The sequence below is a fragment of the Streptomyces sp. DH24 genome (genome assembly GCF_029813775.1).
Classification (GTDB): Bacteria; Actinomycetota; Actinomycetes; order Streptomycetales; family Streptomycetaceae; genus Streptomyces.
Genome location: NZ_JARVKW010000014.1, coordinates 57,912 through 80,308, shown reverse-complemented (window position 1 = coordinate 80,308; position 22,397 = coordinate 57,912). Strand labels below are relative to the sequence as shown.

At 72.9% G+C, this 22,397-nt stretch carries 17 protein-coding genes and 1 pseudogene; 5 read left to right on the top strand and 13 right to left on the bottom strand.

Going from position 1 to position 22,397, the window contains the following annotated elements:
* Positions 1-120: 120 nt before the first annotated feature.
* The 5 genes from QC282_RS14015 to QC282_RS13995 form a co-directional block, all read right to left on the bottom strand.
* A complete protein-coding gene (locus QC282_RS14015) occupies positions 121-1,740 on the bottom strand; it encodes a PucR family transcriptional regulator (RefSeq protein WP_279549648.1) in 1,620 nt (539 codons plus the stop codon).
* A gap of 29 nt (positions 1,741-1,769) precedes the next feature.
* On the bottom strand, positions 1,770-3,056 hold the full coding sequence (locus QC282_RS14010) for an aspartate aminotransferase family protein (RefSeq protein ID WP_279549647.1): 1,287 nt from the start codon (positions 3,054-3,056) through the stop codon (positions 1,770-1,772).
* Complete coding sequence (locus QC282_RS14005) at positions 3,053-3,895, bottom strand: nitrilase-related carbon-nitrogen hydrolase (protein WP_279549646.1); 843 nt, start codon at positions 3,893-3,895, stop codon at positions 3,053-3,055. The genes QC282_RS14010 and QC282_RS14005 overlap by 4 nt, the downstream gene beginning before the upstream one ends.
* Positions 3,896-4,053: 158 nt before the next feature.
* Complete coding sequence (locus tag QC282_RS14000) at positions 4,054-5,625, bottom strand: hypothetical protein (protein ID WP_279549644.1); 1,572 nt, start codon at positions 5,623-5,625, stop codon at positions 4,054-4,056.
* Between the two features lie 325 nt (positions 5,626-5,950).
* Entirely contained in the window at positions 5,951-6,202 is a 252-nt protein-coding gene (locus tag QC282_RS13995; RefSeq protein ID WP_279549643.1) for a helix-turn-helix transcriptional regulator, read from the bottom strand.
* Positions 6,203-6,235: 33 nt separating this feature from the next.
* On the opposite strand from QC282_RS13995, the gene map reads away from it, so the two are divergent.
* Together map and QC282_RS13985 are read left to right on the top strand one after the other, a co-directional pair.
* On the top strand, positions 6,236-7,012 hold the full coding sequence (map, locus tag QC282_RS13990) for a type I methionyl aminopeptidase (protein WP_279549642.1): 777 nt from the start codon (positions 6,236-6,238) through the stop codon (positions 7,010-7,012).
* 287 nt (positions 7,013-7,299) lie between these two features.
* Positions 7,300-9,831: an ATP-dependent Clp protease ATP-binding subunit gene (locus QC282_RS13985; RefSeq protein ID WP_279549641.1), complete on the top strand. Its 2,532-nt coding sequence runs from the start codon at positions 7,300-7,302 to the stop codon at positions 9,829-9,831.
* Positions 9,832-9,892: 61 nt separating this feature from the next.
* Here the strand turns inward: QC282_RS13985 and ggt are convergent, their stop codons facing one another.
* Positions 9,893-11,695, bottom strand: coding sequence for a gamma-glutamyltransferase (ggt, locus tag QC282_RS13980; protein WP_279549640.1), 1,803 nt, complete (start codon positions 11,693-11,695; stop codon positions 9,893-9,895).
* A 153-nt stretch (positions 11,696-11,848) separates the two neighbouring features.
* On the opposite strand from ggt, the gene QC282_RS13975 reads away from it, so the two are divergent.
* Positions 11,849-12,604, top strand: a complete 756-nt coding sequence (locus QC282_RS13975; RefSeq protein ID WP_279549639.1) for a hypothetical protein — start codon at positions 11,849-11,851, stop codon at positions 12,602-12,604.
* A 483-nt stretch (positions 12,605-13,087) separates the two neighbouring features.
* Here QC282_RS13975 and QC282_RS13970 read toward each other — a convergent pair whose 3' ends face one another.
* Positions 13,088-13,831 carry an amino acid ABC transporter ATP-binding protein gene (locus tag QC282_RS13970; RefSeq protein ID WP_279549638.1) on the bottom strand — a complete coding sequence of 248 codons (744 nt, stop codon included), beginning with the start codon at positions 13,829-13,831 and terminating at the stop codon, positions 13,088-13,090.
* Between the two features lie 126 nt (positions 13,832-13,957).
* Positions 13,958-14,362, bottom strand: a complete 405-nt coding sequence (locus QC282_RS13965; RefSeq protein ID WP_279549637.1) for a DUF6278 family protein — start codon at positions 14,360-14,362, stop codon at positions 13,958-13,960.
* A gap of 238 nt (positions 14,363-14,600) precedes the next feature.
* On the opposite strand from QC282_RS13965, the gene QC282_RS13960 reads away from it, so the two are divergent.
* Positions 14,601-16,367 (top strand): SGNH/GDSL hydrolase family protein, encoded by a 1,767-nt coding sequence (locus QC282_RS13960; protein WP_279549635.1) that lies wholly within the window; start codon positions 14,601-14,603, stop codon positions 16,365-16,367.
* Positions 16,368-16,377: 10 nt separating this feature from the next.
* On the opposite strand, the gene QC282_RS13955 is transcribed toward QC282_RS13960, so the two are convergent.
* From QC282_RS13955 to QC282_RS13935, 5 genes and pseudogenes are all read right to left on the bottom strand, one after another.
* Complete coding sequence (locus QC282_RS13955) at positions 16,378-17,157, bottom strand: exodeoxyribonuclease III (RefSeq protein WP_279549715.1); 780 nt, start codon at positions 17,155-17,157, stop codon at positions 16,378-16,380.
* A 162-nt stretch (positions 17,158-17,319) separates the two neighbouring features.
* Positions 17,320-17,952: pseudogene (locus QC282_RS13950) on the bottom strand (MBL fold metallo-hydrolase); the annotation flags it as partial.
* Between the two features lie 34 nt (positions 17,953-17,986).
* Entirely contained in the window at positions 17,987-19,300 is a 1,314-nt protein-coding gene (pcaC, locus tag QC282_RS13945) for a 4-carboxymuconolactone decarboxylase (RefSeq protein ID WP_279549634.1), read from the bottom strand.
* Positions 19,279-19,674 (bottom strand): tyrosine-type recombinase/integrase, encoded by a 396-nt coding sequence (locus tag QC282_RS13940; protein ID WP_279549714.1) that lies wholly within the window; start codon positions 19,672-19,674, stop codon positions 19,279-19,281. Before QC282_RS13940 ends, pcaC begins: the two co-directional genes overlap by 22 nt.
* Positions 19,671-20,222, bottom strand: coding sequence for a hypothetical protein (locus QC282_RS13935; RefSeq protein ID WP_279549633.1), 552 nt, complete (start codon positions 20,220-20,222; stop codon positions 19,671-19,673). Before QC282_RS13935 ends, QC282_RS13940 begins: the two co-directional genes overlap by 4 nt.
* Before the next feature lie 823 nt (positions 20,223-21,045).
* Here QC282_RS13935 and QC282_RS13930 point away from each other — a divergent pair.
* Positions 21,046-22,314 carry a cytochrome P450 gene (locus QC282_RS13930; RefSeq protein WP_279549632.1) on the top strand — a complete coding sequence of 423 codons (1,269 nt, stop codon included), beginning with the start codon at positions 21,046-21,048 and terminating at the stop codon, positions 22,312-22,314.
* Positions 22,315-22,397: the final 83 nt, after the last annotated feature.

Sequence of the window (22,397 nt, the reverse complement as noted above, 5' to 3'; positions counted from 1 at the left end):
GGAAGTCCGAAAGCGTGCTCTGAGTGGCACGGTGTCACGTCTGCGGGTGTGCGGCGTGTCACCGTGTCACTCCGCGCTCGGCTCATGTTTCACCGCCGTTTTCCCTGGTCGTTGAAGGTTTCACCCCTGTTGCGCGTCGTGCGCGAGGAGGGCGATGTGCACGGACGCGGCCTGCTCGAAGTCGTCGAGGTCGACGCCGAGCCTGGCCTGTATCGCCTCCAGACGGCGGTAGAGCGCGGGCCGGGAGACGTGGTGGAGCTGCGCGGTGCGGGACTTGTTGCGGCCGGTCGCGAGATAGGTCCGCAGCACGGACAGCAGGTCCTCCAGCAGGTCCTCGTCGGGCCCGCACAGCAGCCCGTCCAGCTCCCGCTCGGCGAAGGACTGCACGTGCGGGTCGTCGCGCAGCAGCCGTATCAGGCCCCGCAGATGGACGTCCCTGAGGCGTACGACGGCCGGCAGGTCGAGGACGCCCGAGGAGTCGGCCACGGCGTCCGCGACGTGCCGTGCCTCGCGCAGCCCGGCGGGCACGTCGTCCCAGGCGACGCGGGTGTCGGCGGCCGCCACGACCGGGGCGGGAGCGCCCGGCTCGGAGCGCAGCCGGGCCGCGAAGTGCGCGGTGAGCGCCTCGGCGTCCTGGTCACGGGCGAGGCTGAGCAGCACGGCGGTGGCCCCGTCGGCGAGCCGCGCGGCCAGCCCCGGCAGCCCCAGCAGCCGCAGCACCCGGTCCAGCCGGTCCGGTGCCCGCTCGCGCACGACGAGCGGGACGAACGCCCGCCGGTTCACGGGCAGTCCGGCGGCCCGGGCCCGGGGCAGCAACTGCCGCGCCGGTACGACGCCGCTGACGAGGTCGGTGAGCAGGCTCTGCGCGGACTGCTCCTCCCAGCTGGCCGCGGCGCTGCCGCCGAGCATGCGGTGCAGGACGAGGGCCTCGGCGGCGCGGTCGGCGAGCAGCCGTCCGGTGGTGCCGTCGCCGCGGTGGCCGCAGAGCACGATGCGGCCCCAGCGTTCGCCGCGCCCGACGAGTTCGGCGCGGATCCAGCCGTCGCCGGCGCTGCCTCCCCCAGTGCCTGGACGGCCTGGGTGGTGCCCCCACGCCTGCCGGGCGATGCGGTCCCAGTCGCGCAGCACGTCGTCCACGGCGGGCCGCTCCCCCGCCGTGGCGAGGACGCGGTGGGCGAGGTTGGTGAGGACGACGGGGCAGGCGCTGTGCCGGGCGACCTCGTCGAGCAGGCGCTGCAACGGGGCGCCCGCGGTGATGAGCGCGGTGAGTTCGGTGCGGACGGCCTCGGACAGGCTGACCGCGGCGAACTTCCGCCGTACCAGCCGGCACTGCACCTCCTCGGTCAGTTCCGCGAACGGGAAGGGCCGGTGCAGCACCACCAGCGGCAGCCCGCACCGCTCGGCCGCCCGGCGCATCACGTCCGGCGGGGCGGGGAAGGCCCGGCCGAGTCCGAGGACGACGGCCGCGGCCTCGGCCCGGTGCAGGGAGCGGATGTACTCGGCCTGCTTCTCCTCGTCCCCGGCGAGCAGCACACCGGTGGTCAGCACCATCTCACCGCCGCTGAGCATCACGCCGACGTCGGCCGCCTCGGCGACGTGCACCCAGCGCACCGGCCGGTCGAGCTGGCCGGCGCCGGCCCCCACCTCGGGTTCCCCGGCCAGGACGCGTTCCAGGGTGAGCACCTGCCGCACCGACAGGGCGGGTTCCAGGGGCTCCCAGAGCTGCGAGGCGGTGGTCATGGCAGGTGTCCCTCGCTCGGCGGTGCGGGTTACCGAAGGCTTCTCAGAGCGCGTTCGAGGATCGCGGCGCCCTCCTCGGCCTCCGCGACGGTCAGTGACAGGGGCGGGGCGACCCGCAGGGCGCTGGTGTTGTGTCCGCCGCCCTTGCCGATGAGGAGGCCGCCGTCGCGGGCGGCCTCCAGCACGGCCGAGGCGGCCTCGGGGTCGGCCTCGTCGGTGCCCGGCCTGGTCAGTTCGATGCCGATCATCAGCCCGCGTCCGCGCACCTCGCGCACGTGCGGGACGTGCGCGGCGGCGGCCCGCAGCCGTTCGACGAGCATGCCGCCGACGCGCCGGGCGTTGCCCTGCAGGTCGTGTTCCAGCAGGTACGTGAGGTTGGCGAGGCCGGCCGCCATGGTGATCTGGGTGCCGCCGAACGTGGAGATGGAGTTTGCGTCCAGGCAGTTCATGATCTCGGCGCGGGCGACGACTCCGCCGATGGACATGCCGTTGCCGATGCCCTTGGCGAAGGTGAGCATGTCCGGCGGACCGTTCTGGCCGTGTGCCTGCCAGCCCCAGAAGTGGTCGCCGGTGCGGCCCCAGCCGGTCTGCACCTCGTCGGCGATCCACAGGATTCCGTATGCGTTCAGCACTTCACGGAATGCCGCATACAGTCCGTCGGGCGGGGACGTGAAGCCGCCGACGCCCTGCACCGGCTCGGCGATCAGCGCGGCCGGGGGCCGGGTGTGGCCGAGCAGGTCCTTCAGGTCGTCGACGCAGGCCGCGACGAAGTCGGCGTCGCCGAGATGCGCGTAGGGGCCGCGGGTGCGGACGCCGCCGTGCACGTACAGGGTCTGCAGCGGGGACAGCGAGGTCGGGGACCAGCCGCGGTTGCCGGTGATGCCGACGGAGCTGAAGGAGCGGCCGTGGTAGCTGTTGCGCATGGCCAGGATCGTGTTGCTGCGCCGGTGGGTCGTGGCGAGCAGCAGCGCGGTGTCGTTGGCTTCGGTGCCGGAGGTGGTGAAGAAGACCCGGGCGTCGGGGATGCCGCTCAGCTTGGCGACGCGCTCGGCGAGTTCGACCATGGGCCGGTTGAGGTAGAGCGTGGAGGAGTGGACGATCCGGCCGGCCTGCTCGCCGACCGCCTTGGTGACCTCGGGCAGGGCGTGCGCGGTCATCGTGGTGAGGATGCCGCCGAAGAAGTCGAGGTAGCGGTTGCCGTCGGCGTCCCAGACGTGGCGGCCCTCGCCGTGCGTGATCTCCAGGGGCTCGTCGTAGTAGAGGGCGAGCCAGTCGGGCAGGACGGAGCGGTGGCGGCCCAGCAGGTCACGGTTCACGGCCGCACCAGCCCTTCGTACGCGTCGGGGCGGCGGTCCCGGTAGAACGCCCATTGCTGCCGGACCTCCTCGACGAGGCCGAAGTCGAGGTCGCGCACGACCAGTTCCTCCTTGCTGTCGCTGGCGACGTCGCCGACGAACTGACCGCGCGGGTCCACGAAGTACGACGTGCCGTAGAAGTCGTCGTCGCCGTACTCCTCCTGGCCGACGCGGTTGATCGCGGCGATGAAGTACTCGTTGGCGACGGCCGCCGCCGGCTGTTCCAGCTTCCACAGGTGGGACGACAGACCGCGGTGGGTCGCCGACGGGTTGTAGACCAACTGCGCGCCGCCGAGGCCCAGCTGGCGCCAGCCCTCCGGGAAGTGGCGGTCGTAGCAGATGTAGACGCCGACCTTGCCGACGGCCGTCCCGAAGACGGGCCAGCCGGCGTTGCCGGGTTTGAAGTAGTACTTCTCCCAGAAGCCCTTGACCTGCGGGATGTGGTGCTTGCGGTACTTGCCGAGGTAGGAGCCGTCGGCGTCGATCACGGCCGCGGTGTTGTAGTAGAAACCGGACTGCTCGATCTCGAAGACCGGGGCGACGATCACCATGCCGGTCTCGCGGGCCAGCGCCCGCATCCGGGTCACGGTCGGCCCGTCCGGCACAGGCTCCGCCCAGCGGTAGTGCTCCGGTTCCTGGACCTGGCAGAAGTAGGGCGCGTTGAAGACTTCCTGGAACCCGATGACCTCGGCGCCCTGCCGGGCGGCCTCACGGGCGTGCTCCTCGTGTTTCGCCACCATGGACTCGGTGTCGCCGGTCCAGGTGGCCTGGACCAGAGCGGCGCGTACGACGTTGGCCATGAGCTGCTCCTTCGACGGGACGTCAGAGCCTCTACGCCCGTAGAGCAGGGCCGTAGAGGCTCGAACGTAAGCCTCCGGGACGGGCTTGCCAAGACCATCGCCGTCAACCCGCGCGGGCCGGCGCGTTTCACACTCCGGTGGGCGAGCCGCGCCGCCGGTCAGGTGGCGTGCCCCGCGACCCGCAGCGCGTGCACGAGGTCCCAGTACCGCTCGTCGGAGACGCCTCGGGCGGCCTCCAGCAGCAACGGTACGAGGGTCACCGGGTCCGGGTCGACGCTGCGGACGGACTCCTCCGGGACGCGCATGCGCACGTAGGCGTCGAGCAGCGCCCGCACCTCGCGCCGCCGGCCCTCCGCGGTGAGCGCGAGCACGGCGGCTCCTATCTCGTCGGCGGGGCGTACGACGCCCTGCCGCAGGATCTGCCGGCCGTCGGTCTCGCGGCCCGCGGCGACCAGCGCGTCGGCCGCCGCGACCAGCCGGTCCGCGGGCAGCGAGGCCGCCTCCCACAGCAGGGTCACCCAGTCGGCGTCGAGCCCGGCGCGGCGCAGCCCGGCGGCGAGGGCCGGGAAGCGGGCGGCGGGCCAGTGGGCGGCCTCGACCAGCAGGGCGTGCGCCTCGCCGCTGCGTCCCTCGGCCCGCAGCCGGGCCAGCGCCGCGACGGCCCGTTCGACCTCCCGCAGCCCGTCCTCGTCCACCGGCTGAACCGCCGGCTCCGGCGCCTCGGCCGGTTCGGCGGCCCCGGCGAACCGCGCCCCGCGCGGCGTACGGCCACGAGTGGCGGGCGCGGGCACGGAGGGCGCGGCGGGCCCGTCGTGGGGCGGTGCGACGACGGGCGCGGCGTCCTCCTCCTCGACCCCGGCGAACCGTGCGCCGCCACGGCGCTTGCGGCGCCGTTCGGGGGCGGCGGGAGGCTCGGCGGAAGCCCGGGGTCCGGCGAGGGCACGGGACACGGGAGGCTGCTGGGCCGGGACCCGGGCGGCGGCGGTCACCCGCTCGCCGTGTGCGCCCCGCGGGTCGGCGCCGACGCCCGGTCGCCCTTCCCGGAGCCCTGCCCGGTGGATGCCGTCGTCCGGTCGCCCTTCCTCGAGCCCCGCCCGGTAGGTGCCGTCGTCCGGATGCTCGTCCGGCTCCGCGTGGTCCGTGCCGCCGTCCGGCCGGTCGTCCGTCACCCTTCGCAGGGTGCGGGCGCCTTCCACTCCCGGGTGGAGCCGGGCGGCATTCGCGCGGTGGTCCAGGTCGGCGATGCGGGCGCGCAGTTCCGTGCAGCGGGACGTGGCGCGGTCGTGGTCGTCGCGGGCCCAGGCGAGGTCGAGGCGGAGGGCGTCGGCCTCCTCGCGGGTGCCGACGGTGTTCAGCCGCCTCGTCAGTTCGGCCTGCCGTTCCGCCGCGTACCGCTGTTCGCGGAGCATGACGTCCAGCCGGTCGCTCAGGGCGTCGCGGGCGCCGGGCCGGGCGTCGTGGGCGACGAGCGCGGCGGCGTGCAGGGCTCGGGCGTGGTCCCGCTCGGGTGCGGCGGCAGCGGGCCCGTACCGCGCCGCGAGGTCCTGGAGCAGGGCCTCCACGACGTCCCAGGGCGGCAGTTCACGTCCGTCGAGGCAGGCGCGCATGCCGTCCGGGTCGCGCTGCCAGAACACCCCGCACCACCCGTCGGTCCGGTCGAGGCGCGCCAGCAGGGCGTCCAGATAGTTCACGAACTCCCGCACCCGTCCGGGGAGTTGGTCCACGGCCATCGTCCGACTCCCGCCTGACTGGAGCACTCCGGTCCGTAGCGAACACCCTCCGTGTTACAGGGTCGCTACGCGGAGTTTTCCAGGGGAGTGCGGGCTGCTCGTATCCCCTGTGCCGGTCATGTGACGTCATGTCGGATCGAGGCCGGATGCCGTAGGCCGTAGGCCGTATGCCACATGTCGCATGTCGCGATGTCGCATGCCACATCCCGTATGCCGAATGCCGCACCCCGTATGCCGAATGCCGGATGCCGGATGCCGGATGCCGACGGCATGCCGGACCCAGACGGCATACCGCACGGGCGGCACCCCGCGTCGGAGCCGCGCGTCAGACCTCGACGAGCACGCACCGCCCCGCGAGGTCGTCCATCGACAGGCCGAGCGCCCGGGCGATCGCGGCGACCGTGAAGAACGCCGGCGTCGGCGCCCGCCCGGTCTCGATCTTGCGGAGCGTCTCGGCGGAGATACCGGCGCTCGCCGCGACCGCCGCCATGCTGCGGTCGCCGCGCGCCTCACGGAGCAGCCGGCCGAGCCGCTCGCCGCGTTCGTGCTCTTCCGGGGTCAAGGGGGTGCGCACCATGCCCGCCATTCTAATACCGGTATAGTAATTGGCATGGTTGAGTTGAAGACAGACACATCGATCGACGCGATGCACGCGGCGGGCCAGGTCGTCGGGCGCGCGCTCACCGCCGTACGGCAGGCCGCCGACGTGGGCGTTTCCCTGCTGGAGCTGGACGCGCTGGCACACGAGGTGCTGCGCGAGGCGGGCGCCTCGTCGCCGTTCCTGGGCTACCGGCCCTCCTTCGCGCTCACCCCGTTCCCGGCGGTGCTCTGCACCTCCGTGAACGACGCGGTCGTACACGGCGTCCCGACCGCCTACCGGCTGCGCGACGGCGACCTGCTCTCCGTCGACTTCGGGGCCGAGCTGGACGGCTGGGTCGGCGACTCGGCGATCAGCCTGGTGGTGGGTACGCCGCGCCCCGCCGACCTGCGGTTGATCGAGACCGCGGAGCGGGCGCTCGCCGCGGGCATCGAGGCGGCCGTCGTCGGCAACCGCATCGGTGACATCGCGCACGCGATCGGCTCGGTGTGCCGGGGCGCGGGGTACGGCCTCATGGAGGACTTCGGCGGGCACGGCGTGGGCCGGCGTATGCACGAGGACCCGCCCGTGCCGAACGAGGGCCGCCCCGGCCGGGGACTCAAGCTGCGCCACGGGATGGTCCTGGCGATCGAGCCGATGCTGATCGCGGGCGGCACGGACGCCTACCACACGGCGCCCGACGGCTGGACCCTGTGCACCAACGACGGCTCCCGGGCGGCCCACGTGGAACACACGGTGGCCATCACGCACGCGGGCCCCAGGATCCTGACGGCACGGCAGTCGGACTGACCCCTGACGGCACGGCGGCCGGGGCCCGGACGGTCCGTGAAGTGACGTCGGCGCGCGACGCCGCTGCGCGGACACGGCCCGGAGGAACCCTGGCCGCACCGAGGTGCCGCTCCCCCGCGCCGACGCCGGCGCCCTCCCGGCTGCCCGGGGCCGGCCGCCCTTCCTCCTCCCCACTCGGAAGTGCCCCCGGCTTCCTCCCGTGCCAAGGTGAGTAAGAACTCGCCCCCCGGTGTACCCGGCTCGGGAACGTGGCAGCGCACCGCACGTCGAGAGGGAACGGAAGGCCAATGACCAGCGGCTTCACACCCGAGGGCTTCGGCTCGGACCCCTTCGGGGAATTCCTCGCCCGCTTCTTCGGCGGACCACGGCCCCGGCAGATCGACCTGGGCCGGCTGCTCAGTCAGCCGGCCCGGGAGCTCGTCCGCGGCGCCGCCCAGTACGCCGCCGAGCACGGCAGCCGGGACCTGGACACCGAGCACCTGCTGCGGGCGGCGCTGGCCGCGGAGCCCACCCGCAGCCTGCTCAGCCGGGCCGGCGCGGACCCCGACTCGCTCGCGTCGGAGATCGACGAGCGGTCCGGCCCGGTCCAGTACCCGCCGGGCGAGGTGCCGCCCCCGACCTCCCTGTCGCTCACGCCGGCCGTCAAGCGTGCCCTGCTGGACGCGCACGAACTGGCCCGCACCAGCGGCACCGGGTACATCAGTCCCGAGCACGTGCTCAGCGCCCTGGCCGCGAACCCGGACTCGGCCGCCGGGCACATCCTCAACGCGGCCCGGTTCGCGTCGCCCGGCATGCCGCCCGAGGCGCCGGAGGCGGCCCCGCCGCGCGCCGAGCGGCCCCGCCTGACGTCCACGCCGACCCTGGACAAGTACGGCCGGGACCTCACCGAGCTGGCCCGGGAGGGCCGCATCGACCCGGTGATCGGGCGCGAGAAGGAGATCGAGCAGACCGTCGAGGTGCTGTCCCGGCGCGGCAAGAACAACCCGGTGCTCATCGGCGACGCGGGCGTCGGCAAGACCGCCGTCGTGGAGGGGCTGGCCCAGCGGATCGCGGACGGCGACGTGCCCGACGTGCTGGCCGGCCGCCGGGTGGTCACCCTCGACCTGACCGGCGTCGTCGCGGGCACCCGCTACCGGGGCGACTTCGAGGAGCGGATGAACACCATCGTCGGTGAGATCAGCGAGAACTCCGACCGGCTGATCATCTTCATCGACGAGCTGCACACCGTCGTCGGCGCGGGCGGTGGCGGCGAGGGCGGCGGCTCCATGGACGCCGGCAACATCCTGAAGCCGGCCCTGGCCCGCGGCGAGCTGCACATCGTGGGGGCGACGACGCTGGAGGAGTACCGGCGGATCGAGAAGGACGCGGCGCTGGCCCGCCGCTTCCAGCCGATCCTGGTGCCCGAGCCGACCACGGCCGACGCGATCGAGATCCTGCGCGGCCTCGCGGACCGCTACGAGGCCCACCACCAGGTCCGCTACACCGACGAGGCGCTGGTCGCGGCCGTGCAGCTGTCCGACCGCTACCTCACCGACCGGCGGCTGCCGGACAAGGCCATCGACCTGATCGACCAGGCCGGCGCCCGGGTGCGGCTGCGGGCCCGGACCAAGGGCACGGACGTACGGGCCATGGAGCGCGAGGTCGAACAGCTCGTGCGGGACAAGGACCAGGCGGTCGCCGCCGAGAGCTACGAGCAGGCCACGCAGTTGCGCGACCGGATCGTCGAGCTGAGGACGCGGATCGCCGAGGCAGGCGACGGCGAGGCCGACGAAGGGCTGAACCTGGTGGTGGACGCCGAGGCGATCGCCGAGGTGGTGTCCCGGCAGACCGGCATCCCGGTGAGCAGCCTGACCGAGGAGGAGAAGGACCGCCTGCTCGGCCTGGAACAGCATCTGCACGAGCGGGTCGTCGGGCAGGACGAGGCGGTCCGGGTCGTCGCGGACGCGGTGCTGCGTTCCCGCGCGGGGCTGTCGAGCCCCGACCGGCCCATCGGCAGCTTCCTGTTCCTCGGACCGACCGGCGTCGGCAAGACGGAACTGGCCCGGGCGCTCGCCGAGGCGCTGTTCGGCAGCGAGGACCGCATGGTCCGCCTCGACATGAGCGAGTACCAGGAGCGGCACACGGTCAGCCGGCTGGTCGGCGCCCCGCCCGGTTACGTCGGGCACGAGGAGGCCGGGCAGCTCACCGAGGTGGTGCGGCGGCACCCGTACTCGCTGCTCCTTCTGGACGAGGTGGAGAAGGCTCACCCGGACGTCTTCAACATCCTGCTCCAGGTGCTGGACGACGGCCGGCTGACCGACTCGCAGGGCCGGACCGTGGACTTCACGAACACCGTCATCGTCATGACCAGCAACCTCGGCTCCGAGGCGATCCCCCGGCGCGGCGGCACCCTGGGCTTCGCGGCGGGTGGCGCCGAGGCGGACGAGGAGGCACGGCGCGAGCAGGTGCTGCGCCCGCTGCGGGAGCACTTCCGGCCCGAGTTCCTCAACCGCATCGACGAGATCGTGGTCTTCCGTCAGCTGACGGGCCGCCAGCTGCACAGCATCACGGAGCTGCTGCTGGAGCAGACCCGCCGCATGCTGCACGCCCAGAGCATCACGGTCGAGTTCACGGACGCGGCCGTCGACTGGCTGGCCGACCGTGGCTTCGAGCCGGAGTACGGGGCCCGGCCGCTGCGCCGCACCATCCAGCGCGAGGTCGACAACCACCTGTCGCGGCTGCTGCTCGACGGGCGCGTCGCGGAGGGCGACCGGCTCACCGTGGACGTGGCGGACGGCCGCCTGGACTTCCGTACGGACCGGCCGGCCGCGTCGGTGTGACGCGGCCGGCCGTCATGGCGTCGGACCCGGCGAGCCCGCCGGGCCGCGGCACCCCCGGCTGTCAGCGGAGTGCCGGGTGCACCACCATCGCCGAGCCGCCGCCGCGCCGCGTCTTCTCGGCCGCGGCCAGCCACCTGCCGTCCGGCAGGCGCTGCACGCCCGTCGCCGCGCCGATCTCGGGGTTCGCGCGGAAGGAGTGCCCGATGGCCTCCAGCCGGGTACGCAACGCGCTGTCGTACAGGCCGGGTTCCAGCTCGGTCTGCGCGGCGTTGCGCTGGCTGGCGCGCGGGGCGGCGATCGCCTCCACGAGCGGCAGGCCGCGGTCGACGAACCCGGTGAGCGTCTGGAGCACGGTGGTGATGATCGTCGCGCCGCCGGGCGAGCCGAGCGCCACGACCGGCTCGCCGTGCCGGTCCAGCACGATCGTCGGCGAGATGGACGAGCGCGGGCGCTTGCCCGGTCCGGGCAGGTTCGGGTCGTGGACGGCCGGGTTCGCCGGGGCGAAGGAGAAGTCGGTCAGCTCGTTGTTGAGGATGAACCCGCGGCCGGGCACGGTGATGCCGCTGCCGCCGGTCTGCTCGATGGTGAGGGTGTAGGAGACGACGTTGCCCCACTTGTCGGCGGTCGTCAGATGGGTGGTGCTCTCGCCCTCGTACGTCGTCGGGGCCGCCGTGCCACGGGCGTCGCAGTCGGCGGGGTCGCGCGGGTCGCCGGGCGCGACGGGGCTGGTGAGCACCGCGTCGTCCTTGATGAGGCAGGCGCGCGAGTCGGCGTACCGCTGGGACAGCAGCTCCTTCGCCGGTACGTCCTCGAAGGCCGGGTCGCCGACCCAGCGGCCCCGGTCGGCGAACGCGATGCGGCTGGCCTCGATGAAGCGGTGCAGGTACCGGGCGTCGCTCGCCTTGGAGAGGTCGGTGCCCTCCAGGATGTTGAGGGCCTCGCCGACCGTGGTGCCGCCCGAGGAGGAGGGCGCGATGGAGTACACGTCGAGGCCGCGGTACGCGGTCTTGGTGGGCGCCTGGAACTTGGCGCGGTAGGCGGCCAGGTCCTTGACGGACAGCTCGCCCGGGCGGGCGTTCCAGCCGGACGCCGGGACGACGGGCGGTTCGTTCACCGTGGCGACGACGTCCTCGCCGATGTCGCCGCGGTAGAGGGCGCCGACGCCCTCGCGGCCCAGCTCGGCGTAGGTGCGGGCCAGGTCGGGGTTCTTGAAGGTGGAGCCGACGACGGGCAGTTCGCCGCCCGGCAGGAACAGCTCGGCGGTGTCGGGGAAGTAGCGGAACCGGGTCTCGTTGGCGGCGGTCTGCGCGCGGAAGGTGTCGTCCACGGTGAAGCCGTCGCGGGCGAGTCGCTCGGCCGGCCTCAGCACGCTGCGCAGCCCCTTGCTGCCCCACTTGTCGAGAGCTTTCTGCCAGGTGGCGGGCGTACCGGGGGTGCCGACGGCGAGGCCGCTGCTGACGGCCTCGGCGAAGGGGATCGGCTTGCCGTTCTCCAGGAAGAGGTCGGAGCCGGCGGTCAGGGGCGCGGTCTCGCGGCCGTCGATGGTCTGCACGGTGCGGGACTTGGCGTCGTAGTGGACGAAGTAGCCGCCTCCGCCGATGCCGGCCGAGTAGGGCTCGGTGACGCCGAGCGCGGCGGCCGTGGCGACGGCGGCGTCGACGGCGTTGCCGCCCTTCTTGAGGATCTCGATGCCGGCGGCGGAGGCGTCCGGGTCGACGCTGGCGACCGCGCCGCCGTACCCGACGGCCACCGGTGACTTCGTGGGCGTCGCGGCCGGGGCGCCGGGCGGTGCGGCCGCACCCACCGACACCACGGCGGCCGAGACCACCAGGACCGTCAGATTCCGAGCGACAGGGCGACGCATCCGCACCTCCAGGGAACAGGCAGTCCGCGCAGCCTAGTTCACCCGCCGTCGCCTCGTCAGGAGCCTCGGCCCCGTGGCTCATTGCGTGAACGCCCCGGTGGACCACCCCGCGGTCGAACACGGGTTTGCCGTGGCCCGCTACCATGCGCGCCCATGAATGACGACGTGCGCAACCTCGTGCTGGGCGTGGTGGCCGCGGGCATCAGCGCCGCCCTGGGCTGGATCGCCCGTACGTACCTGTGGAAGCGGAAGCTGCGCCGTAAACAGGCGTTCTTCGGGCTTCCGGAGAACTCCGAGTCGCTGCTCGTCGTCAACCGCGATCCCGCTGCGGCGGAACCGGCCGTGCACCGGATCGACGTGTTCGCGCTGCTGGAGCTGTCCGCGCTGGTCAAGGACTGCGGCGCGCACGTCCAGGTGGTCACGCAGGACACGGTCCATCAGGGCTTCGGCGAGCGGACCGAGTTCTGTCTGGGCGGTCCCGCCTCCAACCGGCGGATGACGGCCCACATGGCGGCCATGCTGCCCGGCGTGCGGGTCAACGTCGATCCCGAACCCGGCCCGGACCGGGGCGCGTTCCAGATCGGCAGCGAGCGCTACCGCATGGAGCCCGGCGTCACCGAGTACGTGCTGCTGGCCCGGCTCACCGCCGGTGACCGCCGTGAGACGCGGCCGGTGTTCCTGTTCTGCGGTCAGCGCGCGGTCACCAACCAGGCGGCGACCCGCTATCTGGCCCGCAACCACGAACGGCTGGCCCGCAAGTACGGCTCGGGCCCCTTCGTGCTGCTGCTGAAGGTCGTCAACTCGCAGGCGTACGGCCCGGACGTCGTCGAACTCGTCGGGGACGTGACACGGACGGCGCAGGCGCCCCTGCCGGCGGCTGCCAAGCCGAGTTCGCACCGGGCGTCCTGAGAAGGGTCGGCGCGGTGGTCGGGACCGAGGGGAGCGGCCCTCGTCGCGGAGTTGGGCGACGAGGGCCGCTCGGCCTCGGCGAGCCGGTCGGCCCAGGTCGTCGACACGGCCGTCCCGCTCTGCCTCGAGCACAACCCGTCCGGCGCGCAGCTGACCTTCTCCTCACCGGCGAACACCCCGTGGTACGGGTCGCGTCCACCGCGCGAGCAGTGATCTCCGGCTGCCGCCGGGCGGGCCTGGCTCATGTGAACTGCTGCCCCCTGCGGTCGAGGGGTCGTGAGGGTACCCCTCACCCGGCAGCAGTGTCCCCGGTCCGACCGCGGTGGTCCCGCGGCCTCGGTCGTCCCGCAGGCGGTGGACGGGACCGGTGGGAGCGTCCCCACCCCCGCCGCCGTCTCCGGGACGAAGGACCCATCGTAGTCGAGGGGTGCCGGGGCGGTCCGGTCCCCCGGACCAACGTGGTGCACGGCGTCCGCACGCCGGTCAGTGCTTGAGGATCTTGGAGAGGAAGTCCTTGGCGCGGTCGCTGCTCGGGTTCGTGAAGAACTCGTCCGGGCTGCGGTCCTCCACGACCCGGCCGTCGGCCATGAAGACCACGCGGTTGGCGGCGGACCGGGCGAAGCCCATCTCATGGGTGACGACGACCATGGTCATGCCCTCGCGGGCGAGTTGCTGCATCACCTCCAGCACCTCGTTGATCATCTCCGGGTCGAGCGCCGAGGTCGGCTCGTCGAACAGCATCGCCTTGGGGTCCATGGCGAGCGCGCGGGCGATGGCCACCCGCTGCTGCTGCCCGCCGGACAACTGTGCCGGGAACTTGTCGGCCTGGTCGGCGACTCCGACCCGGTCGAGGATCTCGCGGGAGCGCCGGTCGGCGTCCTCCTTCTTGCGCCCGCGGACCTTGACCTGTCCCAGGGACACGTTCTGCAGAACGGTCTTGTGGGCGAACAGGTTGAAGGACTGGAAGACCATGCCGACGTCGGCCCGCAGCCGCGCCAGCGCCTTGCCCTCGTCGGGAAGCGGCTGCCCGTCGAGCAGGATGGTGCCGGACTCGACGGTCTCCAGCCGGTTGATCGCCCGGCACAGCGTCGACTTCCCCGACCCCGAGGGGCCGATGACCACGACCACTTCCCCCCTGCCGACGGTGAGGTCGATGTCCTGCAGGACATGCAGCTCTCCGAAGTGCTTGTTGACGTCACGCAGCTCGATCAGCGGATCGACGGCCATACTCAGCCCTACTCACTCTCAGCTGTGTGGTGGTGGCCGCAACGTATCCAGGCAAGATCCACGTCGCGGTGCGACACGCACCTGTCGGCCATTAGCCGTATTTACGTCGCAGCCCGGGCCAGGGGTTCACGCCTCCGCGACCTCGGCGTACAGCTGCGACAGCTCGGGAACGCCGTTGGCGGCCCACTCGTGCCCGTAGTCCACGACGTCGAACTCGCGGCCGGAGGCGAGCCGTACGACGGGCTGGCCGTCGGACCGGATCTCCCAGGCGGCTCCCGGCACCGTGCGGACGATCACCGTGCCCAGGTACAGCCCGGCGTCGTTGCCGAGCCAGGACAGCACCTCCTCGTCGTCCCGCCAGCGCGGGACCAGTTGGTCGAGCGCCTCCAGCGAGGCGGCCGAGTCGTCGAGCCGGACGCTCTCCCGGGACGCCAGGGAACGCAGCAGTTCACACTCGGCGAGGAGCTCGGCGATGCCCGCGGGGTCGGGGACCCCCGGTTTCGCGCGCCGGCCCAGGAAAGGGATGTTCATCCCTCCAGCGTGTCATTCGTACCGGCGAACACACCACAGGCGCGCGGCGGTCGCTTCCCGGCGCCCGGCGACGCCGGGGTGACGCGGAGGCGGACGGAAGGTGGCTTCGCGGCTGCTGCGAGGCGACTTCGCGCATGGTGCGTTGACGGGTCGCGAGGGTCTCTCTAGCTTCGCGGTGCGGCTTTCCGCCGCGACGGGTCGCGCCGCACCCCGGGCGGCGGGAACGGGAGGAGCGGCCGTGCGCCGAGGTCTGTGGAGTTCCGCGGTCGTTCTCGCCCTGCTGACGGTGCTCGTGCCGGGGGCCGCCGCGCACGCCGTGCCGGCGGAGAGATCCGGGCCGCTCCCGCTGGAGCGGCTGTTCGACAACACGGCTGTCAGTGACGACGCCCGGCCGGGCGAGGCGGACTTCGACGGTTTCGGTGCCTCCCTGTCGGCGCGGGACCTCGCGGCGGCGGGGTGGACGCCCGGCCGCGTCCTCGACGTGCAGGGCGCCCGGCTCACCTGGCCCCGGCGCCAGGCGGGCGAGGCGGACAACGTGCGGGCCGCCGGGCAGCAGGTGCGTGTCACCGGGCGCGGTGACGCGCTCGCGTTCCTCGTGGCGGGCACGGCCGGCGCCGACGTGGGCGGCTCCGGCACGGTCTCGTACGCGGACGGCAGCCGTGCCCCCTACCGGCTGACCGCCCCCGACTGGCGCACCGGCCCGCTCGCCACGAAGGCGGTGGCCCTGCCGCACGTCAACACGCCGGACGGCCAACTCGCCGAGCGGGCGCGGCTGTACGTCGTGACGGTACCGATCGCCCCAGGGCGGCAGGTCGCCTCGGTCCGGCTTCCCGACTCGCCCGCGCTGCACGTGTTCGCGCTGTCGGTGCGGGCCGACTCGGCGGGGTGGACGGGCAGTTGGGCGGCGTCGACGGGCGGTTACCCGACTGTGGGGCCGTGGACCGACCGTACCCTGCGGCTGGTCGTGCACACCTCGGCGGGCGGCCCCCGGGTGCGGGTGCGGTTCGACAACACCTTCGCCGGGGCGCCGGTGCGGATCGGCAGCGCGACGGTCGCGGTGCAGGCGGAGGGCGCCGCGTCGCGCCGGGCGCCGGTGCCGCTGGCGTTCGGGGGTGCGGCGGGCGTGGAGATCCCGGCCGGGGCGCAGGCGTACAGCGATCCCCTCGACTTCGACGTGCCCGCCGACACGAACCTGCTGGTGAGTTTCCATCTGCCGGGGACGGTGCCCGCGGCGCCGCTGCACCGGCTCGCGGCGCAGCGGTCGTATCTGAGCGTGCCGGGCGACCACGCGGCCGACGGCTCGGCCGCGGCGTTCACCTCGGTGCTGACGAGCTGGCCGCTGCTGACCGGTCTCGACGTGGGCGGCGGGCCGGGGTCGGTGGTCGCGCTGGGCGACTCGATCACCGACGGCGACCGCTCCACGACGGACGCCAACCGCCGCTGGCCGAACGTGCTCGCCACCCGGCTGCTCGGCCAGCACACCGTCCCGCGCTACGGCGTCCTGAACCAGGGCATCTCCGGCAACCGTGTGGTCGGCGACCGCTACCCCGGCGACGGGGTCTCCTCCGACACGGCCGGGGTGAGCGCCGTGCACCGCCTGGACCGGGACGTGTTCGCGCAGACGTCGGCCCGTACGGTCGTCGTCTTCGAGGGCATCAACGACCTGCGCTGGGGCGCGTCCGCGCAGGACGTCGTGGCGGGCCTGCGGCAGATCGCGGACCGGGCGCACGGGCGCGGACTGCGGGTGCTGGCGGCGACGATCCTGCCGTGCGAGGGCGAGACCCGCTGCACCGCCGCCGTGGACGCCGAGCGGGTCGCCGTGAACACCTGGATCAGGGAGAGCGACGCGTACGACGGCGTGCTCGACTTCGACGCGGTGCTGCGGGACCCGCAGCGGCCGTCCCGCATCCTGCCCGCGTACGACAGCGGGGACCATCTGCACCCGGGCGACGCGGGGCTCGCCGCGCTGGCCGAGTCGGTGGACCTGCGGCTGCTCGCGGGCTGACCGCGCCGGGCTACACGTCGAGGTCGACGACGACCGGGGCGTGGTCGGAGGCGCCCTTGCCCTTGCGCTCCTCGCGGTCCACGTACGCGTCCTTGACGGCCTTCGCGAACGGCTGGTTGCCGTAGACGAGGTCGATGCGCATGCCGCGGTTCTTCGGGAAGCACAGCTGGCGGTAGTCCCAGTACGTGAACGGCTGCTCGTACTTCAGGGGCCGCGGGACCACGTCGGACAGGCCCGCCTCGCGCAGGGAGGTGAGCGCGGCGCGCTCGGCCGGGGTGACGTGCGTGGCGCCCGCGAAGGCCGCCACGTCGTAGACGTCGTCGTCGGTCGGTGCCACGTTGTAGTCGCCCAGCACCGCGAACGGGCGGCTGCCGGTCGCGTCGCCGGCGACCGCCGCGCGCAGCGCCTCGAACCACTGGAGCTTGTACGCGTAGTGCGGGTGGTCCACCTCACGCCCGTTGGGCACGTAGACCGACCAGACGCGGACCGGGCCGCAGGTCGCGGAGATGGCGCGGGGCTCCACGGAGCCGTCGTAGCCGGGGTCGCCGGGCAGGCCCTTGACGACGTCCTCGATGCCGACGCGGGAGAGCACCGCCACGCCGTTCCACCGGCCGGTGGCGTGCACCGCCGCTTCGTAGCCCAGCTCGCGCAGCTGCTCGAAGGGGAACTGCTCCTCGGCGACCTTGGCCTCCTGGAGGCACAGCACGTCCGTGCCGCTGCTCTCCAGCCAGGCCAGGAGCCTCGGCAGGCGGGCGGTGATCGAGTTCACGTTCCAGGTCGCGATGCGCATGCCCCACAACCTACCGGGCGGGTCCGACATCCCCGTCCGGGCCCTTTCCGACGCCGGGAGGGCGGCGGGGGCGGAGGGCTCCCGGGTGCCTGGAGGTCGGCGGAGGCGCCGGACTCCCGGGGGCCCGGAGGTCGGCGGAGACCCCGGGCTCCCGGGGGCCGAGAGGTCGGCGGAGGCGCCGGGCGTGAGGCGGGTGTGCCCGGCGCCGCCGAGGGTGCCCAGGTGGCGGTCGTAGATCGGGCGGGCCAGGTCGGTCAGGAGGGCGTCGTGGATGTCGTAGACGCGCTGCGGCCGGACCTCCCGGACGTAGTCGATCACTTCGGCGATCTTGTTCCAGGGGGCCTGCACCGGCGCGAGCAGCGTCTCCACCGGGTGGTTCGGGACGGTGAGCGCGTCGCCGGGGTGGAAGACCTTCCCGCCGTCGACCAGGAATCCGACGTTGGTGACGCGCGGCAGGTCGGGGTGGATCACCGCGTGCAGCTCGCCGTGCACCTGGACGTCGAATCCGGCGGCGGTGAAGGTGTCGCCGTGGCCGACGACGTGCACCCGGCCCGGGAACGCCGAGGAGATCCGGTCCGCGACGGCCCGGAGGGTCCAGATCCGCGCGGTCGGGTTGTTCTCCATGGCGGCGCGCAGCCGGGACTCGTCGAAGTGATCGGGGTGCTCGTGGGTGACGAGGATGGCGTCCGCGCCGAGCGCGGCGTCCTCCTCGCTGAATCCTCCGGGGTCCAGGACGAGCGTCTGCCCGTCCTTCTCCAGGCGGACGCAGGCGTGCGACTTCTTCGTGAGCTTCATGGCCCCCATCCTGTCGCGCCGCCGCCGCGGATGCTCAGTCCTGCGGGGTGGTCTCCTCGCGGATGACCTGCTGGGCCACCTTGAACGCGCTGTTCGCCGCCGGTACGCCGCAGTAGACCGCCGCCTGCAGCAGCACCTCCTTGATCTCACTCGGGGTGAGGCCGTTGCGGAGCGCCGCCCTGACGTGGAAGGCGAGCTCCTCCAGGTGCCCGCCGGCGACCAGGGCGGTGAGGGTGACGCAGCTGCGCGAGCGCCGGTCCAGGCCCGGCCGGTCCCAGATCTCGCCCCAGGCGTACCGGGTGATGAACTCCTGGAAGTCCCCGGAGAAGTCGTCGGCCTGTTCCAGCGCCCGGTCGACGTGCGCGTCGCCGAGCACCTCGCGGCGCACCTTCAGCCCGGCGTCGTACGGGTCCGGCCGGCCCTGCTGCGGCAGTGCGACGGCCGGGGCGATCTCGGCGATCGGCGCCTGCTGCGGCGGCGGCGCGGCCAGCACGGGCTTGGCGGGCGCGGCGGGGATGGCGATCTGGCCGGTGCTGTGGTCGTAGGCCGGCTGCCAGGCGGTGGAGAAGTGCCGGACCAGCAGGTCGGTGACGGCGGCGGGCTGCTCGACCGGGACCAGGTGGGAGGCGCCGGGTACGACGGCGAGCCGCGCGTCGGGGATGCCGGCGACCAGGGTGCGGGCCTCGGCGGGGCCGGTGACCTGGTCCTCCGAGCCGACGAGGACGAGCGTCGGGACGCCGACCCGGCCGAGCTCGGACCGCACGTCGAAGGAGGCGAGCGCCTCGCACGCGGCGATGTAGCAGCCCGGGTCGGTGGTGCGGACCATCTGCACGGCCCACTCGGTGATCGCGGGCTGGGCGGCGGCGAACCCGCCCGTGAACCAGCGGTCCGGTGAGGTGCGGGCGATCGGGTCGAGGCCGTTCGTCCGCACTATCACGCCGCGCTGGCGGAACTCGTCGGCCGTGCCGAAGCGGGGCGAGGCGGCGATCAGCGCGAGCGAGGCGAGCCGCTCGGGGTGCTGCAGCGCCAGCTCGACGCCCACCGCGCCGCCGAGCGCGCAACCCGCGTAGCCGAACCGCGTGACGCCGAGCCCGTCGAGCGTGATGAGCAGCCGGGCGGTGAGGTCGGCGACGGAACCCGCCGGGTAGGCGGGCGCACCGCCGTGTCCGGGCAGGTCGAACCGGAAGACCCGCCACTGCTTGGCCAGCTCGGGAACCTGGCGGTCCCACATGTGCCATGTGGTACCGAGGGACGGCCCCATGACGAGGACCGGGGCCTGTTCCGGCCCGTCAAAGCGGTATTGCATGCTGTCGACGTTCTTCTCACTCACCCGTTCACGCTCCCACATCTCACATTCTCTTCGTAAACGGGGGCGGATTCACTCGCCAGACCTCCCCACGTGTCCGCCGCCGGCCGCAGGTCCTCCACGTCCGGCTTCACGTACCAGCGCTTCGTGGTCCGGGCGTCGGCGTGACCGGCCCACCGGGCGAGGAGGTGGTCGGGGACCCCGTGATTCGCCAGGTATGTCAGGCAACTTGCACGGGCGTCGTACAGACGGACCCGACGCAGCCCGCTGCGGTCCATGACCTTGTAGGCCCGCTCACGCAGCTGCCGTCCGTTGAGCGCCCTGCCCCGAGCGTCCACGAGAACGTAGCCGCTGTCTTCGTACCCCTGACCCGCCGCTGTCTTCTCGTCTGCCTGAGCAGCCCGGAACGCGGTCAGGCAGCCGCAACCGGAGCCGGCAGCGGAAGCTGCCGCTCACCGGCAAGCGACTTGGCGTCCTTCTCCACCACGATGTCGTTCCCCATGACCGTCCGGGTGTTGGTGATGGACACCGTGGCTTCGTCCAGGTCGATGTCCGCCCAGCGCATGCCACAGATCTCCGCCGGCCGAAGACCCATCAGAGCCAGGAGGAAGGGTGCCTGCAGACGGTCACCTGCGATCGCACGAACCAAGGCGCGCACTTCCGCGACGCTCCACGGCGGCACTGCGGCCCTGGCCCTTCGCTCTGCCTTGCGCGCCTTACGCGGAACGGTCACCTCACGAGCAACGTTCACCCGGACCAGGCCCCGTGTCACTGCCCGATCAAGTGCCTCCTTCAGCCGAGCCAGCGACATCTCGACCGAGGTTGCCCCCAGGCCGGTGCCCGGCTTCCCTCCCCGCCCACGCCCTTCCTGGAGCGCCCATCGCATCCATGCCTCGACGTGGTCCTCGGTGAGGTCTTGGAGCCTGATGTGCCCGAGCCTTCCGCGGACCCGGGCCAGGGTCATGGTGTAGCTGTAGGCAGTACTTTCTTCCAGGTCTTCTGTTCTTCATGGACAACCACTGATCGAGCCACTCGTCCACCGTGATCCCACTGAGCGGTGCCCGCGCCGCTTCGTAGCGACGATGCACGATCAAGGATTGCCGTGATCGCCGGTCTGGCCAACCGGCGATCACGGTCTATGTTTCGCTCGTCGCCAACCAGGACCGGGCCTCAGTACCCGCATGAGAGTGGCCATCCCATCGATGCTGTGCGGGTACGGACCCTCCCGGGAGACCGGTGTCCAGCTGGAAGATGGCGGACGGCTCCCCGGTGGGCGACGCGGAGTTTCGATCCAACCTTGACATGCTGATACTCGAGGCCGACCTGGCGGCCCATCCGGATTTCACCCCCGGGCTGAGCATCGCCGTCGGAGACGCGGTGGAACGCCTGTTCCTGTGCGCGGGTCCGTACGTCGCGCTCGAACGCTGGCGTGCCGGGACCGCGGAGCCGATGCGGCACTCCTTCGCCACCGCGCAGACGCTCGCTCCGCCGCTCCACCTGCTCGGAGGTGACACCTCCCCCAAGGAGGTGTCACACGCTCGGGCCGCGGCTTGTGCTGTCCATAGAGGGAGGGTCCGCGATCTGGCCCGCCGATGCATCCACGCCCGCCCCCAGCGCGAGGGCGTCGGCATACCGATCAGCGGGGACGGTGTCACCGGCGCGCACGCACAGAGCGCGCTTCAGTCCACCCAGGGGGACCGGCCAGCCCACGCCTCCGGCGCCTCACTGTTCGCCTTCCTGTATCGACCACGACGTGTCCCGGCTGCGGGCGCGGGCACCCGGTGGCCATGCAGATGCCGACCGCACCCTTGATCGACCGTTCCCTGCCGGCTCTCGTCCAGGGCTACTCCTGGTTGCCCAGCGTGCTGCGGGAAGGCCCCGACGGCGTGGCTCGCACTCGGGTGCTGGGCAAGCCGGCGCTCGTCGTGCGCGGACCGGAAGCGGTGCGGTTCTTCTACGACGAAGGGAACGTACGCCGCGGCGGCGCCCTGCCGGGGCCTGTGCTGAGCACCTTGTTCGGTCATGACGCCGTCCACACGCTCGACGGCGATGCGCACCGCGCCCGCAAGGAGTTCTTCCTGCCGTTGCTGCGCCCCGACCGGATCGCCGGTCTCGTCGAGCACGTGACGGCCGTGTGGGACGACGCGGTCCGGCAGTGGGGCGAGGCCGAGCAGACCGTGCTGTTCGACGCAGCGAGCGTGGTGCTCACCCGCGGCGTGTGCCGCTGGGCGGGCGTTCCGCTCGGCGAGGACACCGAAGAGCCGAAGGACCTTGCCCGCGACTTGGTCGCCATGGTCGACGGCTTCGCCACCGCCGGGCCACGACAGTGGCGAGCGCGACGTGCCCGGAGCCGCCAGGAGCATCGCTTCACCCAGCTCATCGAGGACATGCGCGCCGGCGAGGCAGCCGCCCCTGACGGATCGGTGCTCGCCGCCGTGTGCGAGCACCGCGAGGCCGACGGCGAACTGCTCCACCCGCACACGGCCGCGGTCGAGCTGCTGAACGTCCTGCGCCCCACCGTCGCGGTCTGCTGGTTCGTCGCCTACACGGCGCACGCGCTGCATCTGCAACCCGGCCTGCGTGAGCGGCTGCGCGGCGGCCCCGCCTACGCCACCGCGTTCGCGCACGAGGTGCGCCGTTTCTACCCGTTCGCCCCGTTCCTCGGCGGCCTGGCCATCCGCGATCTGGCCTGGCGGGGAGTCTCGCTGCCGGCCGGCGGGATGGTGCTGCTCGACGTCTTCGGCCAGAACCATGACGAGGAGCTGTGGGGCGACCCGTTCGTCTTCCGCCCCGAGCGGTTCCTCGAGCACGCGGTCGAGCGTGACGAACTGGTCCCGCAGGGCGGCGGCGAGCCACGCACCGGTCACCGCTGCCCCGGGGAAGGGCTGACCATCGGACTGCTCGAAGCGCTCGCGCTTCGTCTTGCCGATCTCGACTACGCCGTCCCCGACCAGGACCTGAGGATTTCCCTGCGGCGTATCCCGGCGCGAGTGCGCAGCGGCTTCGCCGTACAGGACGTGCGGACGACGAGTGAGCGCACGCCGACACCCGTGTGAGCTGCGCACCTTTGAGCGGGCGAGCCTCCCGCCAGCGGTTCTTCCTCGGACCGGCCTGCGGTACGCCGGTCCGAGCGCTGCGT

Coding starts and splice junctions, on each gene's coding strand:
- ggt (WP_279549640.1), bottom strand. CDS start 11,695: ATGCGTCGCCCTGTCGCTCGGAATCTGACGGTCCTGGTGGTCTCGGCC.
- QC282_RS13935 (WP_279549633.1), bottom strand. CDS start 20,222: ATGACCCTGGCCCGGGTCCGCGGAAGGCTCGGGCACATCAGGCTCCAA.
- QC282_RS13930 (WP_279549632.1), top strand. CDS start 21,046: ATGCAGATGCCGACCGCACCCTTGATCGACCGTTCCCTGCCGGCTCTC.
- QC282_RS13975 (WP_279549639.1), top strand. CDS start 11,849: ATGAATGACGACGTGCGCAACCTCGTGCTGGGCGTGGTGGCCGCGGGC.
- QC282_RS13965 (WP_279549637.1), bottom strand. CDS start 14,362: ATGAACATCCCTTTCCTGGGCCGGCGCGCGAAACCGGGGGTCCCCGAC.
- QC282_RS13995 (WP_279549643.1), bottom strand. CDS start 6,202: ATGGTGCGCACCCCCTTGACCCCGGAAGAGCACGAACGCGGCGAGCGG.
- map (WP_279549642.1), top strand. CDS start 6,236: ATGGTTGAGTTGAAGACAGACACATCGATCGACGCGATGCACGCGGCG.
- pcaC (WP_279549634.1), bottom strand. CDS start 19,300: ATGTGGGAGCGTGAACGGGTGAGTGAGAAGAACGTCGACAGCATGCAA.
- QC282_RS13985 (WP_279549641.1), top strand. CDS start 7,300: ATGACCAGCGGCTTCACACCCGAGGGCTTCGGCTCGGACCCCTTCGGG.
- QC282_RS13955 (WP_279549715.1), bottom strand. CDS start 17,157: ATGCGCATCGCGACCTGGAACGTGAACTCGATCACCGCCCGCCTGCCG.
- QC282_RS14000 (WP_279549644.1), bottom strand. CDS start 5,625: ATGGCCGTGGACCAACTCCCCGGACGGGTGCGGGAGTTCGTGAACTAT.
- QC282_RS14005 (WP_279549646.1), bottom strand. CDS start 3,895: ATGGCCAACGTCGTACGCGCCGCTCTGGTCCAGGCCACCTGGACCGGC.
- QC282_RS14015 (WP_279549648.1), bottom strand. CDS start 1,740: ATGACCACCGCCTCGCAGCTCTGGGAGCCCCTGGAACCCGCCCTGTCG.
- QC282_RS13970 (WP_279549638.1), bottom strand. CDS start 13,831: ATGGCCGTCGATCCGCTGATCGAGCTGCGTGACGTCAACAAGCACTTC.